At 66.0% G+C, this 21,077-nt stretch carries 21 protein-coding genes; 12 read left to right on the top strand and 9 right to left on the bottom strand.

Annotation, left to right across the window (positions count from 1 at the left end):
- Positions 1-113: 113 nt before the first annotated feature.
- On the bottom strand, positions 114-2,291 hold the full coding sequence (locus IB229_RS07980) for a malate synthase G (protein ID WP_192326657.1): 2,178 nt from the start codon (positions 2,289-2,291) through the stop codon (positions 114-116).
- 174 nt (positions 2,292-2,465) lie between these two features.
- On the opposite strand from IB229_RS07980, the gene IB229_RS07975 reads away from it, so the two are divergent.
- Both IB229_RS07975 and IB229_RS07970 read left to right on the top strand, forming a co-directional pair.
- On the top strand, positions 2,466-2,924 hold the full coding sequence (locus tag IB229_RS07975) for a GNAT family N-acetyltransferase (RefSeq protein ID WP_192326654.1): 459 nt from the start codon (positions 2,466-2,468) through the stop codon (positions 2,922-2,924).
- Between the two features lie 36 nt (positions 2,925-2,960).
- Positions 2,961-3,479, top strand: a complete 519-nt coding sequence (locus IB229_RS07970; RefSeq protein WP_192326652.1) for a glycine cleavage system protein R — start codon at positions 2,961-2,963, stop codon at positions 3,477-3,479.
- Positions 3,480-4,042: 563 nt separating this feature from the next.
- Here IB229_RS07970 and rarD read toward each other — a convergent pair.
- Positions 4,043-4,957 (bottom strand): EamA family transporter RarD, encoded by a 915-nt coding sequence (rarD, locus tag IB229_RS07965; protein WP_192326650.1) that lies wholly within the window; start codon positions 4,955-4,957, stop codon positions 4,043-4,045.
- Between the two features lie 201 nt (positions 4,958-5,158).
- On the opposite strand from rarD, the gene nirK reads away from it, so the two are divergent.
- Together nirK and IB229_RS07955 are read left to right on the top strand one after the other, a co-directional pair.
- On the top strand, positions 5,159-6,235 hold the full coding sequence (gene nirK / locus IB229_RS07960; protein ID WP_192326649.1) for a copper-containing nitrite reductase: 1,077 nt from the start codon (positions 5,159-5,161) through the stop codon (positions 6,233-6,235).
- A gap of 10 nt (positions 6,236-6,245) precedes the next feature.
- Positions 6,246-6,998: a formylglycine-generating enzyme family protein gene (locus IB229_RS07955; protein WP_318652089.1), complete on the top strand. Its 753-nt coding sequence runs from the start codon at positions 6,246-6,248 to the stop codon at positions 6,996-6,998.
- Positions 6,999-7,128: 130 nt separating this feature from the next.
- On the opposite strand, the gene IB229_RS07950 is transcribed toward IB229_RS07955, so the two are convergent.
- The 7 genes from IB229_RS07950 to IB229_RS07920 all read right to left on the bottom strand — a co-directional run bounded on the left by IB229_RS07950 (position 7,129) and on the right by IB229_RS07920 (position 13,109).
- A complete protein-coding gene (locus tag IB229_RS07950; RefSeq protein WP_192326646.1) occupies positions 7,129-8,502 on the bottom strand; it encodes a putative bifunctional diguanylate cyclase/phosphodiesterase in 1,374 nt (457 codons plus the stop codon).
- 158 nt (positions 8,503-8,660) lie between these two features.
- A complete protein-coding gene (locus IB229_RS07945; RefSeq protein ID WP_192326644.1) occupies positions 8,661-9,635 on the bottom strand; it encodes a serine/threonine protein kinase in 975 nt (324 codons plus the stop codon).
- 131 nt (positions 9,636-9,766) lie between these two features.
- Positions 9,767-10,471: a molybdate ABC transporter permease subunit gene (modB, locus tag IB229_RS07940; RefSeq protein ID WP_192326641.1), complete on the bottom strand. Its 705-nt coding sequence runs from the start codon at positions 10,469-10,471 to the stop codon at positions 9,767-9,769.
- Positions 10,468-11,214 carry a molybdate ABC transporter substrate-binding protein gene (gene modA / locus IB229_RS07935; protein ID WP_192326640.1) on the bottom strand — a complete coding sequence of 249 codons (747 nt, stop codon included), beginning with the start codon at positions 11,212-11,214 and terminating at the stop codon, positions 10,468-10,470. Before modA ends, modB begins: the two co-directional genes overlap by 4 nt.
- Positions 11,215-11,231: 17 nt before the next feature.
- A complete protein-coding gene (locus IB229_RS07930; RefSeq protein ID WP_192326639.1) occupies positions 11,232-11,993 on the bottom strand; it encodes a TOBE domain-containing protein in 762 nt (253 codons plus the stop codon).
- Positions 11,994-12,060: 67 nt separating this feature from the next.
- The gene (locus tag IB229_RS07925; RefSeq protein ID WP_192326638.1) at positions 12,061-12,777 is read right to left on the bottom strand and encodes a ComF family protein; all 717 of its coding nucleotides are present in this window, start codon (positions 12,775-12,777) and stop codon (positions 12,061-12,063) included.
- Positions 12,778-12,815: 38 nt separating this feature from the next.
- A complete protein-coding gene (locus tag IB229_RS07920) occupies positions 12,816-13,109 on the bottom strand; it encodes a hypothetical protein (protein ID WP_192326637.1) in 294 nt (97 codons plus the stop codon).
- Between the two features lie 209 nt (positions 13,110-13,318).
- Between IB229_RS07920 and bioB the strand changes: the two genes are divergently transcribed.
- The 8 genes from bioB to IB229_RS07880 all read left to right on the top strand — a co-directional run bounded on the left by bioB (position 13,319) and on the right by IB229_RS07880 (position 21,064).
- A complete protein-coding gene (bioB, locus tag IB229_RS07915) occupies positions 13,319-14,377 on the top strand; it encodes a biotin synthase BioB (protein ID WP_192326636.1) in 1,059 nt (352 codons plus the stop codon).
- A 123-nt stretch (positions 14,378-14,500) separates the two neighbouring features.
- Positions 14,501-15,670 carry an 8-amino-7-oxononanoate synthase gene (gene bioF / locus IB229_RS07910; protein WP_192326635.1) on the top strand — a complete coding sequence of 390 codons (1,170 nt, stop codon included), beginning with the start codon at positions 14,501-14,503 and terminating at the stop codon, positions 15,668-15,670.
- A complete protein-coding gene (locus IB229_RS07905; RefSeq protein ID WP_192326633.1) occupies positions 15,663-16,394 on the top strand; it encodes an alpha/beta fold hydrolase in 732 nt (243 codons plus the stop codon). Before bioF ends, IB229_RS07905 begins: the two co-directional genes overlap by 8 nt.
- A complete protein-coding gene (gene bioC / locus IB229_RS07900; RefSeq protein ID WP_192326632.1) occupies positions 16,387-17,190 on the top strand; it encodes a malonyl-ACP O-methyltransferase BioC in 804 nt (267 codons plus the stop codon). Before IB229_RS07905 ends, bioC begins: the two co-directional genes overlap by 8 nt.
- A 9-nt stretch (positions 17,191-17,199) precedes the next feature.
- Positions 17,200-17,889 (top strand): dethiobiotin synthase, encoded by a 690-nt coding sequence (bioD, locus tag IB229_RS07895; protein ID WP_192326630.1) that lies wholly within the window; start codon positions 17,200-17,202, stop codon positions 17,887-17,889.
- A gap of 95 nt (positions 17,890-17,984) precedes the next feature.
- Positions 17,985-18,275 (top strand): hypothetical protein, encoded by a 291-nt coding sequence (locus IB229_RS07890; protein WP_192326629.1) that lies wholly within the window; start codon positions 17,985-17,987, stop codon positions 18,273-18,275.
- A 50-nt stretch (positions 18,276-18,325) separates the two neighbouring features.
- Positions 18,326-19,096 carry a putative metalloprotease CJM1_0395 family protein gene (locus tag IB229_RS07885; protein WP_192326627.1) on the top strand — a complete coding sequence of 257 codons (771 nt, stop codon included), beginning with the start codon at positions 18,326-18,328 and terminating at the stop codon, positions 19,094-19,096.
- Positions 19,097-19,258: 162 nt separating this feature from the next.
- Entirely contained in the window at positions 19,259-21,064 is a 1,806-nt protein-coding gene (locus tag IB229_RS07880; protein ID WP_192326625.1) for a phenylacyl-CoA dehydrogenase, read from the top strand.
- Positions 21,065-21,077 lie beyond the last annotated feature (13 nt).

Raw genomic sequence — 21,077 nt, 5'->3', positions numbered from 1 at the left:
CGCCTTAGGCACCTCTGTAGGCCCTGTGCGTTCGTGCGCAATGAGCGCGCGTTGAGCACAGCCGGGCACAAAAAAACCGCCCCGGAGGGCGGTTCTTTCAGTGCAGCAGCGAATTACAGACCGTTGGCGGCCTTGAACTCGCGGCGGCGGCGGTGCAGAACCGGCTCGGTGTAGCCGTTCGGCTGCTTGGTGCCTTCGATCACCAGTTCCAGGGCAGCCTGGAAGGCGATGTTGCTGTCGAAGTTCGGCGCCAGCGGACGGTACAGCGCATCGCCCGCGTTCTGACGGTCAACCACCGGCGCCATGCGCTTGAGGCTGGCGACGATCTGCTCTTCGCTGACGATGCCGTGACGCAGCCAGTTGGCCAGCAGCTGGCTGGAGATACGCAGGGTGGCGCGGTCTTCCATCAAGCCGACGTCGTTGATGTCCGGCACCTTGGAGCAGCCTACGCCCTGGTCGATCCAGCGCACCACGTAACCGAGGATGCCCTGCGAGTTGTTGTCCAGTTCGTTCTGGATTTCCTCGGCCGACCAGTTGGTGTTCGGCGCCAGCGGGATGCTCAGGATGTCGTCGATGGAGGCGCGCTCGCGCTTGACCAGCTCGGCCTGGCGGGCGAATACGTCGACCTTGTGGTAGTGCAGCGCGTGCAGCGCGGCAGCGGTCGGCGACGGTACCCAGGCGGTGTTGGCACCGGCCAGCGGGTGGGCGATCTTCTGCTCGAGCATGCCGGCCATCAGGTCGGGCATGGCCCACATGCCTTTGCCGATCTGGGCGCGACCCTGCAGGCCGGTGGCCAGGCCGATGTCGACGTTCCAGTTCTCGTAGGCGGCAATCCACTTCTCGGCCTTCATGGCGGCCTTGCGCACCACGGCGCCGGCTTCCATGGAGGTGTGGATCTCGTCACCGGTACGGTCGAGGAAGCCGGTGTTGATGAACACCACGCGCTCGCTGGCGGCCTGGATGCACGCCTTGAGGTTGACGGTAGTGCGACGCTCTTCGTCCATGATGCCGACTTTCAGGGTGTTACGCGGCAGGCCGAGAACGTCTTCGACGCGGCTGAAGATTTCGCTGGTGAAGGCGACTTCTTCCGGGCCGTGCATTTTCGGTTTGACGATATACACGCTGCCGGTACGGGTGTTCTTGCGGCTGGTGTTGCCATTCAGGTTGTGGATGGCGATCAGGCTGGTGAACAGGCCGTCCTGGATACCTTCCGGAATCTCGTTGCCCTGGGCATCGAGGATTGCCGGGTTGGTCATCAGGTGGCCGACGTTGCGGATGAACAGCAGGCTGCGGCCGTGCAGGGTCAGCTCGCCACCGTCGGTCTTGGTGTAGACGCGGTCCGGGTTCATGGTGCGGGTGAAGGTGCTGCCGCCCTTGCTGACTTCTTCAGCCAGGTCGCCCTTCATCAGGCCGAGCCAGTTGCGGTAGACGATGACCTTGTCATCGGCATCGACGGCGGCAACGGAGTCTTCGCAGTCCATGATGGTGGTCAGGGCGGCTTCCATCAGCACGTCTTTGACGCCGGCGGCATCGGTCTGGCCGATGTTGCTTGCGGCGTCGATCTGGATTTCGAAGTGCAGGCCGTTGTGCTTGAGCAGTACGGCGATCGGCGCATCGGTGGCACCCTGGAAACCGACCAGCTGAGCGTCGTCACGCAGGCCGCTGTTGCTGCCGCCCTTGAGGCTGACGACCAGCTTGCCGTCGACGATCTTGTAGGCGGTGGAGTCGACGTGGGAACCGGCGGCCAGCGGCGCGGCTTCGTCGAGGAAGGCGCGGGCGAAGGCGATGACCTTGTCACCACGGACCTTGTTGTAGCCCTTGCCCTTCTCGGCGCCGCCTTCTTCGCTGATCGCGTCGGTGCCGTAGAGGGCATCGTACAGCGAACCCCAGCGGGCGTTAGAGGCGTTCAGGGCGAAGCGCGCATTCATTACCGGGACGACCAGCTGCGGGCCGGCCAGGCGGGCGATTTCTTCGTCGACGTTCTGTGTGGTGGCCTGGAAGTCAGCCGGTTCCGGCAGCAGGTAGCCGATTTCCTGGAGGAAGGCCTTGTACGCGGCGGCGTCATGCGCCTGGCCGGCACGGCCCTGGTGCCAGGCATCGATCTTGGCCTGGAAGTCATCACGCTTGGCCAGCAGAGCGCGGTTTTTCGGGGCCAGATCATTGATCACGGCTTCGGCACCCGCCCAGAATTTGTCGGCAGCGATGCCGGTACCGGGAATGGCTTCATTGTTGATGAAGTCGTAAAGGGCTTTGGCGACCTGCAGGCCACCGACTTGAACGCGCTCAGTCATTGCTTGCCTCACTTGATTCCAGACAGCTCTAAATCCGGGCCGGACGGCCATGTAGTACGAGCCGGCGGATACTACATGAGTCGTCGGAAAAAATCAGTGGCAGCCTGTCAGCGCCTGCCGGGCGCGCGCTGCGCGTGGCTATACTGCCTCCATCGACACGTAATGGAGGTGGTGATGACGATTGCACAGGCTGGGGTCAACGACCTGGACGAACTGGTGGGGCTGTTCTCCGGTTATCTGGCGTTCTACGAGGTGCCGCGACCGGCTGCGGAGATCGCCAAGTTCCTCGGCGCACGCCTGCAGCGCGGTGACTCGGTGATGCTGCTGGCGCGCGACGAACAGGGGGTGGCGCAGGGCTTCGTGCACCTCTATCCGCTGTTTTCCTCGCTGGCGATGGAACCGTCGTGGCTGCTCAGCGATCTCTACACCGACCCGAGCGCACGCCGCCAGGGTGTGGGCGAGCGGCTGATGAACGCGGCCCGCGCTCACGCCGAAGCCAACGGCGCCTGCGGCCTGCAACTGGAGACGGCGAAGACCAACCACGCCGGCCAGGCGCTGTATGAAAAGCTCGGCTATGTGCGCGACGAGGTCTTCTATACCTATTGGCTCGGCCTGCCCGGCCGGGCCGACTGAGCGCTACCCACCCGTATCGAAAACAAGGGGTTTCCCATGGATCATCTGGTACTCACTGTCATTGCCCCGGACCAGCCGGGCCTGGTCGAGCGTATCGCCCAGTGCATCGCCGCCCACGGCGGCAACTGGCTGGAGAGCCGCATGTCGCGCATGGCCGGGCAGTTCGCCGGAATCCTGCGCGTGGCGGTACCGGCCGAGGGCTACGACGAACTGGTCGAGGGCCTGCAGGGGCTCAACGAACACGGCATCCGCGTGCTGCTGGCGGAAAGCGGCATCGAGCCGTCGTGCACCTGGAAGCCGATCCTGCTCGATCTGGTCGGCAACGACCGCCCGGGTATCGTGCGCGACATCACCCGCCTGCTGTCGGAGAACGGCATCAACCTGGAACACCTGACCACCGAAGTGGCACCGGCGCCGATGAGCAGCGAACCGCTGTTTCACGCCGAAGCGGTGCTTGCGGTGCCGCTGACCCTGTCCCTGGACCTGTTGCGCGACAAGCTGGAAGACCTCGCCGACGATCTGATGGTGGAACTCAACCTGCGCACCGAGGCGTAGCGCTGACGACTGCTCTGCGTAGGAGGCGTCGTGTGTACCGCGCCACGCAGCAGGATCAATGGGGCCATTACGAAGCACCGCACAACGCAGTAGGGAATATCCCCGAAAAGTGTGGAGCGAGCTGTGGATAAACTGGGGAGCCCTGGAGCACAGGCTAGTGCCCCGGGGCTTTTCTTTGTCTGACTAAAAAACCAGCAGATTCAGCAGGTTGTGAACAGACACCGGGGATGATTCTGTGGATAACGCGTGCATGCCCGGCTGGCCGCCATAGCCGGCGCGGGGCGCGGCCGATTGAGCGTTTTCTGTGCAGTGGCAGGGGCGCGCCAACGTGCGATTGCGCTGTTGCGGACGGGCCTGCGGATATCCCCGGATCGTGGGGACGCTGCTGTGGATAAGCTGGGGAGACAGCGTTCCGCCGCTAGTGCCCCGTCGCTTTTCGGGGATTGAGTAAAAAATCAGCAGATTCAATGGCTTGTGCACAAATGGCGGGGATGCTTCTGTGGATAAGCGCGGGATGAAGCGCTGCACGCCCCGCCTGGCGTGGCCTGCCGGGGATTGCGCGTTTATTGCTCAGGTGGCGGGCTGACGACCTGGCCGCGGCGGCGCGCGCCAAGCCAGATATCCACGCTGTACACCACGAGACCGGCCCAGATGAACAGGAACGCCAGCAGCTTGTTCGCTGCCAGTGTCTCGCCGTAGACCAGCACCGCCAGCAGCATCACCAGCGTTGGTGCGATGTACTGCAGGAAGCCCAGCGTGGTGTAGGGCAGATGGCGCGCGGCGGCGTTGAAGCACAGCAGCGGAATCAGCGTCACCGGGCCGGCGGCGATCAGCCAGAAGGCCTGCGGCTCGCTCCAGAAGCTGGCCTGGCTGCTCACGGCTGCCGGGTGCAGCAACAGCCAGGCCAGCGCCACCGGCAGCAGCAGCCAGGTCTCCACCACCAGGCCGGGCAGGGCGGCCACCGGCGCCTGTTTGCGGATCAGCCCGTAGAAGCCGAAGGTCAATGCCAGCACCAGCGAGACCCAGGGCAAGCTGCCGACCTGCCACACCTGCTGCAGCACGCCGATCACCGCCAGGCCCACCGCGACCCATTGCAGACGGCGCAGGCGCTCGCCGAGCAGGAGCATGCCGAGCAGCACGTTGATCAGCGGGTTGATGTAGTAGCCCAGGCTGGCTTCGAGCATGCGCCCGTTGTTCACCGCCCAGACGTAGACCAGCCAGTTGGCGGCGATCAGCAGGCCGCTGCCGGTGAGCACCGCCAGACGCCTGGGGTTGCTGCGCAGTTCACGCCACCAGCCCGGATGCTTCCACAGCATCAGCAGCAGCGCCCCGAACAGCGCCGACCAGAGCACGCGGTGGACGATGATCTCCACGGCGGGCACCGCCGCGATGGCTTTGAAGTAGAGCGGGAACAGGCCCCAGATGACGTACGCGACGATGCCCAGCAGATACCCGCGCTGCGGGTTGGCGGTGCTCATGGAAATCCTTGGCGCTGACGAGGAGCGGGCCATTCTAACCCCGGTGGCGTTGCCTGTCCGTTCGGTCAGCATCGGTCAATAGTCGAACCTGCGGCAAAAGGACTCGTCCGGGTGCTCACGCCGTTTTCATTGCTCCACGACAAGAACCGCTCGGCGTCTTTGCACTGCAATGGGGCAAGACAACGAAAAAGGAGCTTCGCCATGAACGCATTCAAACCCCTGGCAATTGCCGTGGCCCTGGTTTTCTCCGGGCAGGCGCTGGCCGATGCCGCCGATGGACTGCAACGGGTCAAGGTCGATCTGCTGACCCCGCCGCTGGTGCACCCGCACGAGCAGGCGGTGACCGGACCGGCGAAGGTGGTGCAGTTCCGCATGGTCATCCAGGAGAAGAAGGTGGTGGTCGACAACCAGGGCACCACCCTGCAGGCCATGACGTTCAACGGCTCCATGCCTGGGCCGACCATGGTGGTGCACGAGGGCGACTACGTGGAACTGACCCTGGTCAACCCGGCCAGCAACAGCATGCCGCACAACATCGACTTCCACGCCGCCACCGGTGCCCTCGGTGGCGCCAAGCTGACCTTCGTCGCACCGGGCCAGGAAACCGTGCTGCGCTTCAAGGCCGACCGCAGCGGCACCTTCGTCTATCACTGCGCGCCGGAAGGCATGGTCGCCTGGCATGTGGTCGCCGGCATGAGCGGCACGCTGATGGTGCTGCCGCGCGAAGGACTGAAGGACCCGGACGGCAAACCGCTGCACTACGACCGCGCCTACACCATCGGCGAGTTCGACCTGTACATACCCAAGGATGCCGACGGCACGTACAAGGACTACGCCAGCCTGGCGGCCAGCTACCCCGACACCCGCGAGGTGATGCGCACGCTGACCCCGAGCCACGTGGTGTTCAACGGCCGCGTGGGTGCGCTGACGGGCGAGAACGCGATGACCGCCAAGGTCGGCGAGACCGTTTTGTTCATCCACTCGCAGGCCAACCGCGATACCCGGCCGCACCTGATTGGCGGGCACGGCGACTGGGTCTGGGAAACCGGCAAGTTCGCCAATGCGCCGCAGAAGAACCTGGAAACCTGGTTCATCCGTGGCGGCTCGGCGGGCGCCGCGCTGTACACCTTCAAGCAGCCGGGCATCTACGCCTACGTCAACCACAACCTGATCGAGGCGATGGAGCTGGGCGCGGCCGGCCACGTCAAGGTCGAGGGCGCCTGGAACGACGACCTGATGAAGCAGGTCAAGGCGCCGGGGCCGATCAGCAGCGAATGAGGGCGATCGGGTGAACGCTCGCGGCCTGCTGCTGATCGGTGTGCTGTGGCTGCCGGGCTGCGAGCCGATGTCACCCGTGCCGCACGTGGCGCTGGTGGATGTCGGCGCTGGCGAGGTGCGCTACCAGTTGCCGGGCGCGGCGCTGCCGGTGACGGAGCAGCTGGAAGGCTTCGCCATCATGCAGCGGCAGGTCAGCCAGGCCGAATACGCCGCCTGTATCGACGCGGGCGCCTGCGCGGTGCTGGAGCGTTCGGCACAGGCGGTGGCCGTCGACTTGCCGGCAGTCGGTCTCAGCTGGCTGGATGCCAGTGCCTACGCGGCCTGGCTGTCGCAGCGCAGCGGCGAGCATTACCGCCTGCCGCGTTATGGCGAGTGGCTGTTGGCGGCGGGCTCGGCCTATGTGGAAGAGACGACGTTGGTCGACGATCCGCATGATCCCGCCCGGCGCTGGCTGGCCGAGTATGAACGCGAGGCGCGGCGCGGTGCGCCATCTCCCGAGCTGAAGGTTTTCGGCGGCCATGGGCGCAATGCGCAGGGCCTGGTCGATGTGGCCGGCAACGTGTGGGAGTGGACCGACAGCTGTTTCGCTCAGCCGGCCGGTGCGCTGCCGGCGGATGGCTTCTGTGGCATCCGTATCGCCGCCGGGCGCCATCCCAGTGGTTTGTCGGACTTCGTCCGCGACCCGGTCAGCGGCGCGTGTTCGGTCGGCCTGCCGCCGACGCACCTGGGCCTGCGCCTGGTGCGCGACAGCCAGGCCGATTGAGTCAGCGGGGCTGCTTCAACTGCTCAGGCATGCGCCGTGAAGGTCATCGAGGTCGAGGGGGGAGGGCGTCGCCGCGCTGCCGGAGGCGGAAGGGGCGTTGCCGTCGAACAGCGGCGGCAACGCGCGCGGGCTAGTGTGCGGTGGCGGCCCCGTGCTGCCGCGCATAGGCGATGAATGCCTCCAGCGGCAGCGGTTTGCTGAAGAGGTAACCCTGGAACTGCACGCACCCATGCTCCAGCAGGAATCGCTGTTGTTCGGGCGTTTCCACGCCTTCGGCCACCACGTTCATGCCCAGGCTCTGGCCCAGGGTGATGACGGTGCGCACGATGGCCTTGCTGCTGTCGTCCGTGAGCACGTCGTTGACGAAGGAGCGGTCGATCTTCAGTTTGCTCAGGGGCAGGTTCTTCAAGTGGGCCAGTGAAGAGAACCCCGTACCGAAGTCGTCCAGGGAAAAGCGCACACCGTGTTCCACCAGGCTGGCCATTTTGCGGGTCAGCTCCGCGACATCCTGGATGATCACGGTTTCGGTCAGCTCCAGTTCGAGATGGCGCGCCGTGCGTGGGTGATCGCCGATGATGCCCAGCAGCTCGCTGACGAACGAAGCCTGGCGAATCTGCTTCTGGCTGATGTTGACCGCCAGTTGCAGGTTGCAGAGCACCGGGTCGTCACTCCAGGCGCGCAGTTGCGCGCAGGTCTGGCGCAGCACCCAGGCGCCCAGAGGGACGATGAACCCGGTCTTTTCGGCATGTTCGATGAAGTGTCCCGGTGGCAGGAGGCCGCGTTGCGGGTGCTGCCAGCGCAGCAAGGCCTCGGCACCGAACACCTGGCCGTGGATGTCCAGTTGCGGCTGGTAGTGCAGGACGAACTGCTCCTCCTGCAGGGCCGTGCGCATCTCCTGGTCCAGCTGCAGGCGCTCGACGGTGTCGGTCTGCAGGATATGCAGGAGCATGAACAGCATCGTCATGGCGGCCAGGCTCTGCACCCAGGAGCCGACCGTGCGCAGGGGGTCGGGCAGGTTGTATTCACGCAGCGGGCTCCACGACGATGCCGCCAGGCAGGCGAAGGTGACCAGGCAGAGCAGGGTTACCCCGTGGCGCAGCCACAGCGGCTCGTCGCGGAAGGCCATCACCGCAGCGACGGCCAGGGGCAGCAGGTAGAGATGGCTGGCCCGGGGCGCCGCCGGGGTGGGGGAATCCAGCACCAGGGTCGAGCCGACGATGACCAGCATCAGCGTGGCGAACAACAGCAGGTTGGCGGCACGCACGTGATGCTTGAGGCTAAGTAGCAGCACGCCGATGCCGCTGAGGATGAGCAGCAGGTCCATCAGGACGATGGCCCAGGAGCCGCGCAAGGTGAATACGCTGGCCCACACGCAACCCATGACCACCATCAACAGACTGGCCAGCAGGCGAATGCGGCGCTCGCGGCGCTGACCGATCAGGGGCAGATCGGTCGCGATCCACAGGCGGCGAATTTTCCCTGCGGCGTTTACCGCACTACTCATCGAAGCCTCCTTGAGGCGAGCACTCCAGGCTCCCGTACGCGTCGACCTATACAGCCATGCTGACTATAGAACCGGGAGTCGGCATGTGAATCAGTGAAGACCCAAGTTCAGCATTGCGCCGCCGCCCGCACCCCGTTCCGCCGCGTGCGGTTGTAGGGCTAGAACAGGCGCAGGGGTTCCTCGTCGAGCGCCGCCATCTGCTCGCGCAGCATGAGGATCTGCTCGCCCCAGTAACGCTCGGTGCCGAACCAGGGAAAGCTCATGGGGAAGGCCGGGTCGTCCCAGCGCCGCGCCAGCCAGGCGCTGTAGTGCATCAGGCGTAGGGCGCGCAGACCTTCGATCAGCGGCAACTCGCGGGCGGCGAAGTCGTGGAACTCCTGATAGCCCTCGACCAGCTCGGCCAACTGGCTCATGCGCTCGTGGCGCTCGCCGGCGAGCATCATCCACAGGTCTTGCACCGAGGGGCCCATGCGGCAGTCGTCGAGGTCGACGATGTGGAAGGCGTCGTCGCGGTGCAGCAGGTTGCCGGGGTGGCAGTCGCCATGCAGGCGGATCGGCGTGTAGCGCACGCTGGCGAACAGCGCGTCGAGGCGCTTGAGCAGGTCGCGTGCCACCGACTCGTAGGCCGGCAGCAGGCTGCGCGGGATGAAGTGGCCGTCGAGCAGGGTGGCCAGCGATTCATGGCCGAAGTTCGGCACCGCCAGCGTCTCGCGGTGGGCGAACGGGCGACTGGCGCCGACCGCGTGCAGGCGCCCGAGCAACTGGCCGAGGCTATACAGCTGGTCCAGATTGCCCGGCTCCGGCGCGCGCCCGCCGCGGCGGGGGAACAGGGCGAAGCGAAAGCCGGCGTGCTCGAACAGGGTTTCGCCGTCGCGCTCCAGTGGCGCCACCACCGGGATTTCACATTCGGCCAGCTCGGCGCTGAACGCGTGCTCCTCGCGAATCGCCGCATCGCTCCAGCGCGCCGGGCGATAGAACTTGGCGATCAGCGGCGTCTCGTCTTCGATACCCACCTGATAGACGCGATTCTCGTAGCTGTTCAGCGCCAGCACGCGGGCGTCGCTGAGGTAGCCGAGGCTTTCCACGGCATCCAGCACCAGATCGGGGGTGAGCGTGGCAAAGGGATGGGACATGCGTGGCTCCTTCTATCGGGCGCCGAGTGTATCCCTTAGCGAACGGCGGCGTGTCGGCGAGAGCGGCTGCGACGGGTCGATATTGAGTCAGCGCATGTAGGGTGCGGGCCCCGGTGTTCTGTGCCCGGCGCTCAGCGCAGCGGCGCGGCGGCGCTGGCCGATGAGCTGAGCCGCGGATCGCCGAGCCCGTAGACCAGCAACAGCAGCAGGAATGACAGCCCCAGCAGGCAGGCCGCCAGGCGGTGCGCTTCGGCGTAGCGCAGCGCCTCGACGTGCTGGAACAGGGCGATGGACACCACCTGGGTTTCTCCAGGGATGCTACCGCCGAGCATCATCACCACGCCGAACTCACCGAGGGTGTGGGCGAAGCCCAGCGTCGCCGCTACCAGCAGGCCGCGCCGCAGCAGCGGCATGACCACCCGCCGCAGGCGCTCCCAGCGGCTGGCGCCGAGGCTCGCGGCGGCTTCCAGCAGGTTCGGCGGGATCTCGCGGAAGGCCACGGTCAGCGGCTGGACGACGAAGGGCAGCGAATAGATCACCGAGCCCAGCACCAGGCCGGTGAAGCTGAACGCCAGGCCATGGCCGGTCAGCCATTGCCAGCCGGCGCCGAGGCTGGTGTTCGGCGCGAACAGCACCAGCAGGTAGAAACCCAGCACGGTCGGTGGCAACACCAGCGGCAGGGCGAGAATGGCATCCAGCACCTGACGCAGGCGCGTCTGCTTGCGCACGCGCCAGGCCGCCAGCGGCAGGCCGATCAGCAGCAGCAAGGCGGTGGAGATTCCCGCCAGCTGCAGGGTGATCGCCAGCGCCTGCCAGTCATTGCCGCTGAGCATCACTCGGCCGCGCAGCCTGCGTCGCCCGGCAGGGCATAGCCGGCGGCTTTCAGGGTGTCGCGCTGGGCGTCGAAGAAGGCCACGAAGGCTTCGGCTTCGGCCTTGCGCTCGCCCTTGGCGAGCACCACGCGCTTCTGCACCAGGGGTTCATACAGCGCGGCCTCGACCTGGGCGTATTGCCCTGCCGGCACCTTGGCCGCGGTCAGCTGGCTGAGGGCAACGAAGCCGCTCGGCGCATTGCCGCTTTTGACGAACTGGAAGGCCTGGCCGATATCCTGGCCGTAGACCAGCCGTGGCTGCAGGGCCTCGAGCTGGCCACTGCGTTGCAGCGCCTGCTGCGCGGCCTTGCCGTAGGGCGCGGTATCGGGCTGGGCGATGGCGATCTTGCCGGCGGGCAGGGCGTCGAGTTGTGGCGTGGCCTCTGGCGTCCACAGTGCCAGGCGGCCGCAGGCGTAGGTGCTGGCGCCCGTGCCGGCGCCGCTGGCGGCGAGCTTCTCCGGGCGCTCGGCGTCGGCCGAGTAGAACAGGTCGAACGGCGCGCCGCGCTGGATCTGCTCGAAGAACGCGCCGCTGGAGCCGCCGACGATCTGCACCGTGCGGCCCTGTTGCTGTTGATAGTGCTCGGCGATGCCTTCCATCACCGGCAGCAGGTTGGCGGCGACGGCGATGCGGATCGGCTCGGCCGCCTGGGCCAACGGGGCGCCGAGCAGGGTGAGCAGGGCGAGGGGACGCAGCAGGTTGCGCATGGCGAACTCCATAGCGGTCAGGTAGGAATGCCCAGGAGGACCTGGTCGGGGGAAAAACGTGCGAGCACCGGCTGACCTGGTGCGAGGTTCAGTTCGGCCCGGCGTTCCGCGCCAAGCAGGGCGCACAGTGTGCGGCCATGGCCCAGGGCGATGCGGACTTCGGCGGGGCCGTCGCTGGCGTCGAGAATCTGCTCGACCTGGCCGTGCAGCTGATTCAGCGTCGCATCGACTGGCGCGCCAGCGGCTTCGAGCTGCAGGGCACCGGCCTTGAACAGGGCGATCACCGGGCTACCAATCGCCAGGTCCAGCTGCTCGGTGCTTTCGTGGGTGATCTGTGCCGCGATTCGCGCGCCGTCCAGATCAATCTCGATCAGATCGTTACGGCCGCTGGCCTGGATCGCACTGACCTGCCCGGCCAGTTGGTTGCGCGCGCTGGTGCGCAGCATCAGGCGGCCGAGCAGCTGCATGTCGCCCTCCTGCTCGGCGGCGCTGAGCAACTGCGCCTGCAGCGTTTCCAGGCGCTGGTAGAGCTGCAGCAGGCGCTCGCCGGTGGCCGAGAGCCTGGCGCCACCGCCGCCCTTGCCGCCGACGCTGCGCTCTACCAGAGGCTGGCCGGCGAGGTTGTTCATCTCGTCGATGGCGTCCCACGCAGCCTTGTAGCTGAGGCCGGCGGCCTTGGCGGCCTGGGTGATCGAGCCCTGCACGGCGACCTGCTGCAGCAGGGCGATGCGCTGCGGGCGGCGGACGACATGGTGGGCGAGGGTGGTCAGCAGGTGCATGGTGGATCGCAATATAGTTTTCTATACAGCGCTGCACGATGCGTGATCCGCGCGCAGCGGTCAATCTTCAGTGTTCGCCGGGTTTTGGCGTCCGCGCCAGGCAATAGACGTCGACTCGTGCCGCGCCCGCCTTGAGCAGCAGGCGAGCCAGCGCCTCGGCCGTGGCGCCGGTGGTGAGCACGTCGTCGACCAGTGCCAGGTGCTTGCCGCGCACCTCGGCCCGGTCGTTCAGGGCAAATGCGCGGCGCAGGTTGCGCTTGCGCGCGGCGGCGTCGAGATCCTGCTGGTGCGCGGTGTCGTGCGGGCGCTGCAGCCAGTGTCGTTGTTGCGGCAGGGCCAGGCTGGTCGCGAGCCAGTCGGCGAGCATTTCGGCCTGATTGAAGCTGCGCTCACGCAGCCGCGCACGGCTCAGCGGTACGGGCAGGAGCAGGTCCGGGCGCGGCAGGCCTTCCTCGTGAGCATGCTGCAGGTGACGCGCGAGCAGGTCGGCCAGCAGGCGGCCCATTGGCCAGCGCGCCTGGTGCTTGAAGCGGGTGATCAGGCCATCGAGGGGGAAGGCATAGCGCCAGGGTACTTCCACGCGGCTGAAAGACGGCGGGCGACGCAGGCATTCGCCGCAGACCAGCCCGCTGGCGGACAGCGGCAGCGCGCAGATGCTGCAGTGTGCGCCGAGCCAGGGCAGCTCGCGCTCGCAGGCCGAACAGATGGCGTAGGGTGTGTCGCTGGCCGCCAGGCACAGCAGGCAATCGGGGGCGCCGCGCAGGCGGCTGAGCAGGGCGTGCATGGAGATCCTTCTCCGTCAGGTGCGGCCAGCCGTGGCCCTCAGTGAATCAGCCAGCTCAGTACGACCAGCCCGAGCAGGGTCCAGATGATGCCGCCGAAGATCGAGCGGCGTAAAAACGCGCGCAAACCGGCGTAGAGCAACAATAGCCCGACTACCAGCAGGAGGATGCTGACCACCGAGGTGTCCATGCCCAGGGTGCGTGCCAGGCTGTGGAGGAAGTCGTCCATGGCGCGCCAGATGGCGTTGAACACCGTGCTCAGCGCCTCGACGATGAAGCGAATGGCGGTGCCCAGCGCGCGCCCGAGCCAGTCGAAAAATCCTTCTGTGGTCATGTTGGTCGTTCCTGATGGGGATATCGCTTGGAGTGTGGCTTTAGGCCAGCGGTTCGCCTGCAATAGGTCTCGGTCAATTAATGATCAGATGTAAACCTGTGTGAAGCATTTTGGTTGACAGGGCTTTGGCAGAATTTATGATGCGGCTATGCCTGATCCCGCCGTTCGAGCGGGCCTTTCGAACAACAAGTGCGTCAAGGATGTTCCCGATGAGTGCGACTCTTGCTCCTACGCTGCGTCACGACTGGTCACTGGCCGAGGTCAAGGCCCTCTTCGAACAACCCTTCAACGACCTGCTGTTCCAGGCGCAGACCGTGCACCGCGCGCATTTCGATGCCAACCGTGTGCAAGTCTCCACGCTGCTGTCGATCAAGACCGGTGCCTGCCCCGAAGACTGCAAGTACTGCCCGCAGTCCGGCCACTACAACACCGGCCTGGATAAACAGAGGTTGATGGAAGTGCAGAAGGTGCTGGAGGCCGCCGCCGAGGCCAAGGCCATCGGCTCGACCCGCTTCTGCATGGGCGCGGCGTGGAAGCACCCGTCGGCCAAGGACATGCCCTATGTACTGAAGATGGTCGAGGGCGTGAAGAAGCTCGGCCTGGAAACCTGCATGACCCTCGGCAAGCTCGATCAGGAGCAGACCCGCGCCCTGGCCGAGGCCGGTCTCGACTACTACAACCACAACCTCGACACCTCGCCGGAGTTCTACGGCAACATCATCACCACGCGCACCTACAGCGAGCGTCTGCAGACGCTGGCCTACGTGCGCGAGTCGGGGATGAAGATCTGTTCCGGTGGCATCCTCGGCATGGGCGAATCGCTCGACGACCGCGCCGGCCTGCTGATCCAGCTGGCCAACCTGCCCGAGCATCCGGAGTCGGTGCCGATCAACATGCTGGTCAAGGTCGAGGGCACGCCGCTGGCGCAGGAGAAGGATGTCGACCCATTCGACTTCATCCGCATGCTCGCCGTGGCGCGAATCATGATGCCGCAGTCCCACGTGCGCCTGTCCGCTGGCCGCGAAGCGATGAACGAGCAGATGCAGGCCCTGGCCTTCTTCGCTGGCGCCAACTCGATCTTCTACGGCGAAAAGCTGCTGACCACCGCCAACCCGCAGGCCGACAAGGACATGCAGCTGTTCGCCCGTCTCGGCATCAAGCCGGAAGAGCGCGAGGAGCACGCCGACGAGGTACATCAGGCCGCCATCGAGCAGGCGTTGGTCGAGCAGCGTGACGGCAAGCTGTTCTACAACGCCGTTTCGGCCTGACAGCCTGTCTGGTGGATGGGCGTGCCGGTTGCGCGCCCCGCCCCACTCCTGCGCTGAACCTCGATTTTCCGTAGAGTGGATAACCCGTTTGCGGTTATCCACCCGCTACCGGTACCCGTGCCCATGACATTCGATCTATCCGCCCGCCTGGCCGAGCGCCGCGCCGCCCACCTGTTCCGCCAGCGCCCGTTGCTGCAAAGCCCGCAAGGCCCGCTGGTGCAGGTCGATGGTCGCGAGCTGCTGGCCTTCTGTTCCAACGATTACCTCGGCCTGGCCAGTCATCCCGAGGTGATCCGTGCCATGCAGCAGGGCGCGGAAAAGTGGGGCGTGGGCGGCGGCGCCTCGCACCTGGTGATCGGCCACAGCGGCCCGCACCACGAGCTGGAAGAGGCGCTGGCGGCCTTCACCGGCCGACCCCGTGCGCTGCTATTTTCCACCGGCTACATGGCCAACCTGGCGGCGGTCACGGCGCTGGTTAGTCAGGGCGATACGGTGCTGGAAGACCGCCTCAATCACGCTTCCCTGCTCGACGCCGGGCTGCTGTCCGGCGCGCGTTTCTCGCGCTACCTGCACAACGACGCCGAGAGCCTCGGCAAGCGCCTGGAGAAGGCCGAGGGCAACACCCTGGTGGTGACCGACGGCGTGTTCAGCATGGACGGCGACCTTGCCGACCTGCCGGCGCTGTGCGCCGCGGCGCGTCGCAAGGGCGCCTGGATGATGGTCGACGACGCCCATGGCTTCGGCCCGCTGGGCGCCACGGGTGGCGGTATCGTCGAGCACTTTGGCCTGGGCATCGCGGAGGTGCCGGTATTGGTCGGCACCCTGGGCAAGGCCTTCGGCACTGCTGGTGCCTTCGTCGCTGGCAGCGAAGAGCTGATCGAAACACTGATCCAGTTCGCCCGGCCCTACATCTATACCACCAGCCAGCCCCCTGCCGTGGCCTGCGCCACGCTGAAAAGCCTGGAGCTGCTGCACAGCGAGAACTGGCGCCGCGAGCACCTCAATCGCCTGATCACACGTTTCCGTCAGCGCGCCGCGGAGATCGACCTGAGCCTGGTGGACAGTCCGACGCCGATCCAGCCGATTCTGGTCGGCGACAGTGAGCGCGCGCTGCGCCTGTCGGCACTGCTCAAGGACCGCGGCCTGCTGGTCGGCGCGATCCGCCCCCCCACCGTGCCGGCCGGCAGTGCGCGCTTGCGTGTGACCTTCTGCGCGCTGCACAGCGACGCGCAGCTCGATCGTCTGCTCGATGCCTTGGCCGAGTGCTGGCCGCTGGTGGCTGGCGATGCGTGATCGCCTGATAGTGCTACCCGGCTGGGGCCTCGGCCTGGCGCCCCTGCAGCCGTTGATCGCCGCGTTGCGTGGCCTCGATCCGCACCTGCAGGTGCAGCTTGAACCGCTGCCCGAGCTGGCCAGTGCTGCCCCGCAGGACTGGCTCGACGAGCTCGATGCGCGCCTGCCGCAGGATTGCTGGCTGGGCGGCTGGTCGCTGGGCGGCATGCTCGCCGCCGAGCTGGCGGCACGTCGTGGCGAGCGTTGTCGCGGGCTGCTGACGCTGGCCAGCAACGCCAGTTTCGTCGGCCGTGAGGACTGGGCTACAGCGATGCCAGCCGCCACCTTCAGCGATTTTCGCGGTGGTTGCGGCGCCGACGCGCAGGCCACGCTGAAGCGCTTCAGTCTGCTCTGCGCCCAGGGCGCCGCCGAGCCGCGCGCGCTGGGTCGCCTGCTGTTCGCCGGTGCGCCGGTGCAGGAGGCGGCGTACCGGCTGGCTGGACTCGACGTGCTGGCAACACTGGACACGCGCGCCGCCTTGCAGGCGTTCAATGGCCCGCAGTTGCACCTGTTCGCTGCCGCTGATGCGCTGGTGCCGGTCGCGGCGGCAGGGGAGTTGCAGAGCCTGCTCGGCGATGTCGAGAGCGGGGTGATCGATGCGGCCAGCCATGCCTTCGTTCTTGAACGACCACACGAGGTGGCGGCGGCGCTACTGGCTTTCCTGCGCGAGGTAGGCGATGTCTGATTGGTACGAGCAGGCGCCGTTGCCGGACAAGCGCCGGGTGGCGGCGTCGTTTTCCCGTGCAGCCGCCAGCTACGACAGCGTCGCGGCGTTGCAGCGCGCGGTGGGTGTCGAGCTGCTGGCGCGGTTGCCGGTGCAACTGAGGCCACAGCGCTGGCTCGACCTCGGCTGTGGCACCGGGCATTTCTCCCGCGTGCTGGCGGCGCGCTTTCCCTGCGCCGAAGGCATCGCCCTGGATCTGGCCGAGGGCATGTTGCAACACGCCCGTCCGCTGGGCGGCGCGCAGCGCTTCATCGCCGGTGATGCCGAGAGCCTGCCGCTGCGTGATGGTAGCGTCGACCTGATCTATTCCAGTCTGGCGGTGCAGTGGTGCGCGAATTTTCCCGCGGTGCTGGCCGAGGCTCACCGCACGCTGCGCCCAGGCGGTGTGTTCGCCTTCGCCAGCCTGTGCGTCGGCACGCTGCAGGAGCTGCGCGACAGCTGGCAGAGCGTCGATGGCTTTACCCACGTCAACCGCTTCCGGCGCTTCGTCGAGTATCAGTCGTTGTGCGCGGACAGTCCGTTGCAGGTGCTGACGCTCGAGCGCAAGGCCGAGCGGCTGCATTTTGCCGAAGTACGTCATCTCACCCATGAGCTGAAGACGCTCGGCGCGCACAACCTCAACCCGGGGCGGCCTGGTGGGCTCACCGGACGTGCGCGGATTCGCGCGCTGGTCGAGGCCTACGAGCGTTTTCGTCAGCCACAGGGGCTGCCGGCCACCTATCAGGTGGTCTACGGCGTGCTGCAGAAACCTTTTTAGAGAGTCGTGATGAGCCAGGCCTTCTTTGTCACCGGCACCGACACCGAAGTCGGCAAGACCACCATCGCCGCCGGCCTGCTGCGCGCCGCGCGGTCCGCCGGCCTGAGCACGGCGGCGGCCAAGCCGGTGGCCTCCGGCTGCGAGCAGACGCCGGATGGCCTGCGCAACAGCGATGCGCTGGCGCTGCTCGGCGAATCCACCCTGGCGCTGCGCTACGAGCAGGTCAATCCGTTCGCCTTCGCTCCAGCCATCGCTCCGCATCTGGCGGCGCGCGAGGCGGGTGTCGAACTGAGCGTGGCCGCGCTGGCCGAGCCGGTGCGGCAGATTCTGGCGCTCGGCGCGGACTTCACCCTGGTGGAGGGCGCGGGTGGTTGGCGCGTGCCGTTGGCTGGCACCAGCAGCCTGGCAGACCTGGCCATCGACCTGCAGTTGCCGGTGATTCTGGTCGTCGGTGTACGCTTGGGCTGCATCAATCATGCGCTGCTCAGCGCCGAAGCGATCGAGCGCGACGGCCTGCGCCTGGCTGGCTGGGTGGCCAATATCGTCGATGGGCAGACGTCGCGGCTGGCAGAAAACCTCGCCACGCTGGCGGCGCGCCTGAATGCCCCTTGTCTCGGACAGGTGCCGCGGCTGGAGCGCGCCGATCCGGCCAGTGTGGCGGCTTATCTGCAATTGGCGCCGCTGGGCATGCAGATATAAGCATTTGGTCGAGCATAGCCATTTGCTTGTACGTTTTTTGTACATACTCTGCTTCAATACGGGGGTATCCGTATTTCCCCAGTGGGAGTGGCAGTATGCAAATTTCCGGTAGCGCCTTGAGTGCAGGTCTGAGTGCCATTCAGACCGGGCAACGTCGTGTCGACCAAGCGGCCTCCGATATTGCCGGCAACGCGGTTAATCAGCAGCCTCCTGGCTCTGCGGCGCAACAACCATCGCAAGTCCCTGCCACCGAGCAGAGCGCCCGCCCCGAGTTGGCCGACAGTCTGGTGGCGTTGAACGTCGGCAAGGTCGAAGCGCAAGCCGGTGCGCGCGTGGTGGAAACCGCCGACGAAGTCCTCGGCACCCTGATCGATACCCGCGCCTGAGTCTGCCGCCAGGCAGCTCTCGTTCATCCTCAGGACGAGGAGGAAGCTGAATGCAGATCGGCAGCGCCGTTCCCTACGTTCCCGCGATGCCGTCGACGCCGACGGCCCGTCCGCCTGCGCCTGACGTTTCCCCCGATTTGCTGCGTGCCGACCAGGCGCCGGCTTCGCCAGTGCAGTCCTCGTCGGCGCAGGGGCAGGCCGATCTGCGTGAAGAAAGCGACAAAGCCAGCGAAGGCGAGGACAGAGAAGGTGCCTCGACCGAGGCTGCTACCGAGAACCCCACCTCGCGCGAAGCCGCCGAACTGCGCGAGGAACAGGCACAGATTTCCGAGTTGGCCAGCCGTGATCGCGAGGTGCGTACTCACGAGCAGGCGCATGCGGCGGTCGGCGGCGCCTATGCCGGTGCGCCGACCTACACCTTCAAGCGCGGCCCGGATGGCAAGTCCTACGCCACTGGCGGCGAAGTCGGTATCGACACCAGTGCCGTGCCCGGCGACCCCGAAGCTACCCTGCGCAAGATGGAAGTGGTGGTACGCGCCGCATTGGCCCCGGCGGAGCCGTCGGCCCAGGATCGCAGCGTTGCCGCCCAGGCGCAGGCGCAAGCTGCCGCCGCTCGGGTCGAGCTGAGTGAAATGCGCCGTGAAGAATCGGCTCAGGCGCTCGAAGCGCGTGCTGACGAAAAGAAGACGGACGCCGCTGGCCAGGAAGAAGACGAGTCGACGGACGATCCGAAATCCTCGCCCAGCCTGCCTGGCCTCGACCTGTACCGCAGCCTCGCGCGCGGCGCGGACATCACCTCGTCAATCGATCTGCGCGCCTGACCGGCGGATGCTTGACAAGGGTAGGGCGTAAACGTATGTTTCAAACGCCTGTTTGATTGCTGCGCCAGCTCATGGCTGCCGGGCTATGGGAGAAATCCCACAGACGACCGTGATAGCTCCGGTCATACAAAACTAAGGAATCCACCGTAGAGGTTTACCGCTATGCCTGAGTACAAGGCCCCCTTGCGTGATATCCGCTTCGTTCGTGACGAACTGCTCGGCTACGAAGCGCACTATCAGAGCCTGCCTGGCTGCCAGGACGCCACCCCGGATATGGTCGACGCCATTCTGGAAGAAGGTGCCAAGTTCTGTGAGCAGGTAATCGCCCCCCTCAATCGTGTGGGTGACCTGGAAGGTTGCACCTGGTCTCCGGAAGGCGTGAAAACCCCGACTGGTTTCAAAGAAGCCTACAAGCAGTTCGTCGAAGGCGGCTGGCCGAGCCTGGCCCACGACGTCGAGCACGGCGGCCAAGGCCTGCCGGAATCACTGGGTCTGGCTGTCAGTGAGATGGTTGGCGAGTCCAACTGGTCGTGGGGCATGTACCCGGGCCTGTCCCACGGCGCGATGAACACTATCTCCGCCCACGGCACTCCAGAGCAGCAGCACACCTACCTGACCAAGCTGGTATCCGGCGAGTGGACTGGCACCATGTGCCTGACCGAACCGCACTGCGGTACCGATCTGGGCATGCTGCGCACCAAGGCCGAGCCGCAGGCTGACGGCTCCTACAAAGTGTCCGGCACCAAGATCTTCATTTCCGCTGGCGAACACGACATGGCCGATAACATCGTCCACATCGTATTGGCCCGCCTGCCCGACGCGCCGCAAGGCACCAAAGGCATCTCCCTGTTCATCGTGCCGAAGTTCAACGTGAACGAAGACGGCAGCGTGGGCAGCCGCAATGCCGTGACCTGTGGTTCCCTGGAACACAAGATGGGCATCCACGGCAACGCCACCTGCGTGATGAACTTCGACGGCGCCACCGGTTACCTGATCGGCCCGGCGAACAAAGGCCTGAACTGCATGTTCACCTTCATGAACACTGCCCGTCTGGGTACTGCTCTGCAAGGTCTGGCCCACGCCGAAATCGGCTTCCAGGGTGGTCTGAAGTACGCTCGCGAGCGTCTGCAAATGCGCTCCCTGACTGGCCCGAAAGAGCCGGAAAAAGCCGCTGACCCGATCATCGTCCACCCGGACGTGCGTCGCATGCTGCTGACCATGAAGGCCTTCGCCGAAGGCAACCGTGCGATGGTGTACTTCACCGCCAAGCAGGTCGACATCGTTCAGCACAGCCAGAACGAAGAAGAGAAGAAAGCCGCTGACGCGATGCTGGCTTTCCTCACGCCGATCGCCAAGGCGTTCATGACCGAAGTCGGCTTCGAAGCGGCCAACCACGGCGTGCAGATCTATGGCGGCCACGGCTTCATCGCCGAGTGGGGCATGGAGCAGAACGTTCGCGACAGCCGCATCTCCATGCTGTACGAAGGCACCACTGGCGTTCAGGCCCTCGACCTGCTGGGTCGTAAAGTCCTGATGACCCAGGGCGAAGCCCTCAAAGGCTTCACCAAGATCGTGCACAAGTTCGTGCAGGCCAACGAAGGCAACGAGGCCCTCAAAGGTTTGGTCGAGCCGCTCGCCAAGCTGAACAAGGAGTGGGGCGACCTGACCATGAAAGTGGGCATGGCCGCGATGAAAGACCGCGAAGAAGTCGGGGCCGCCTCGGTGGATTACCTGATGTACTCCGGTTACGTCTGCCTCGCCTACTTCTGGGCCGACATGGCGCGTCTGGCTGCCGAGAAGATCGCTGCCGGTACTGGCGAAGAAGCCTTCTACAAGGCCAAGCTGCAAACCGCCCGCTTCTACTTCGCACGTATCCTGCCGCGTACCCGTGGCCACGTCGAAGCGATGCTGTCCGGCGCCAACAACCTGATGGAAATGGACGAAGCCCACTTCGACCTGGGCTACTAAGCCCAGCCGTTTC

Source organism: Pseudomonas sp. PDM14 (genome assembly GCF_014851905.1).
Classification (GTDB): domain Bacteria; phylum Pseudomonadota; class Gammaproteobacteria; order Pseudomonadales; family Pseudomonadaceae; genus Aquipseudomonas.
Note: the sequence above shows the minus strand (reverse complement) of the source record. Positions and strands in the feature narration are given on the sequence as shown.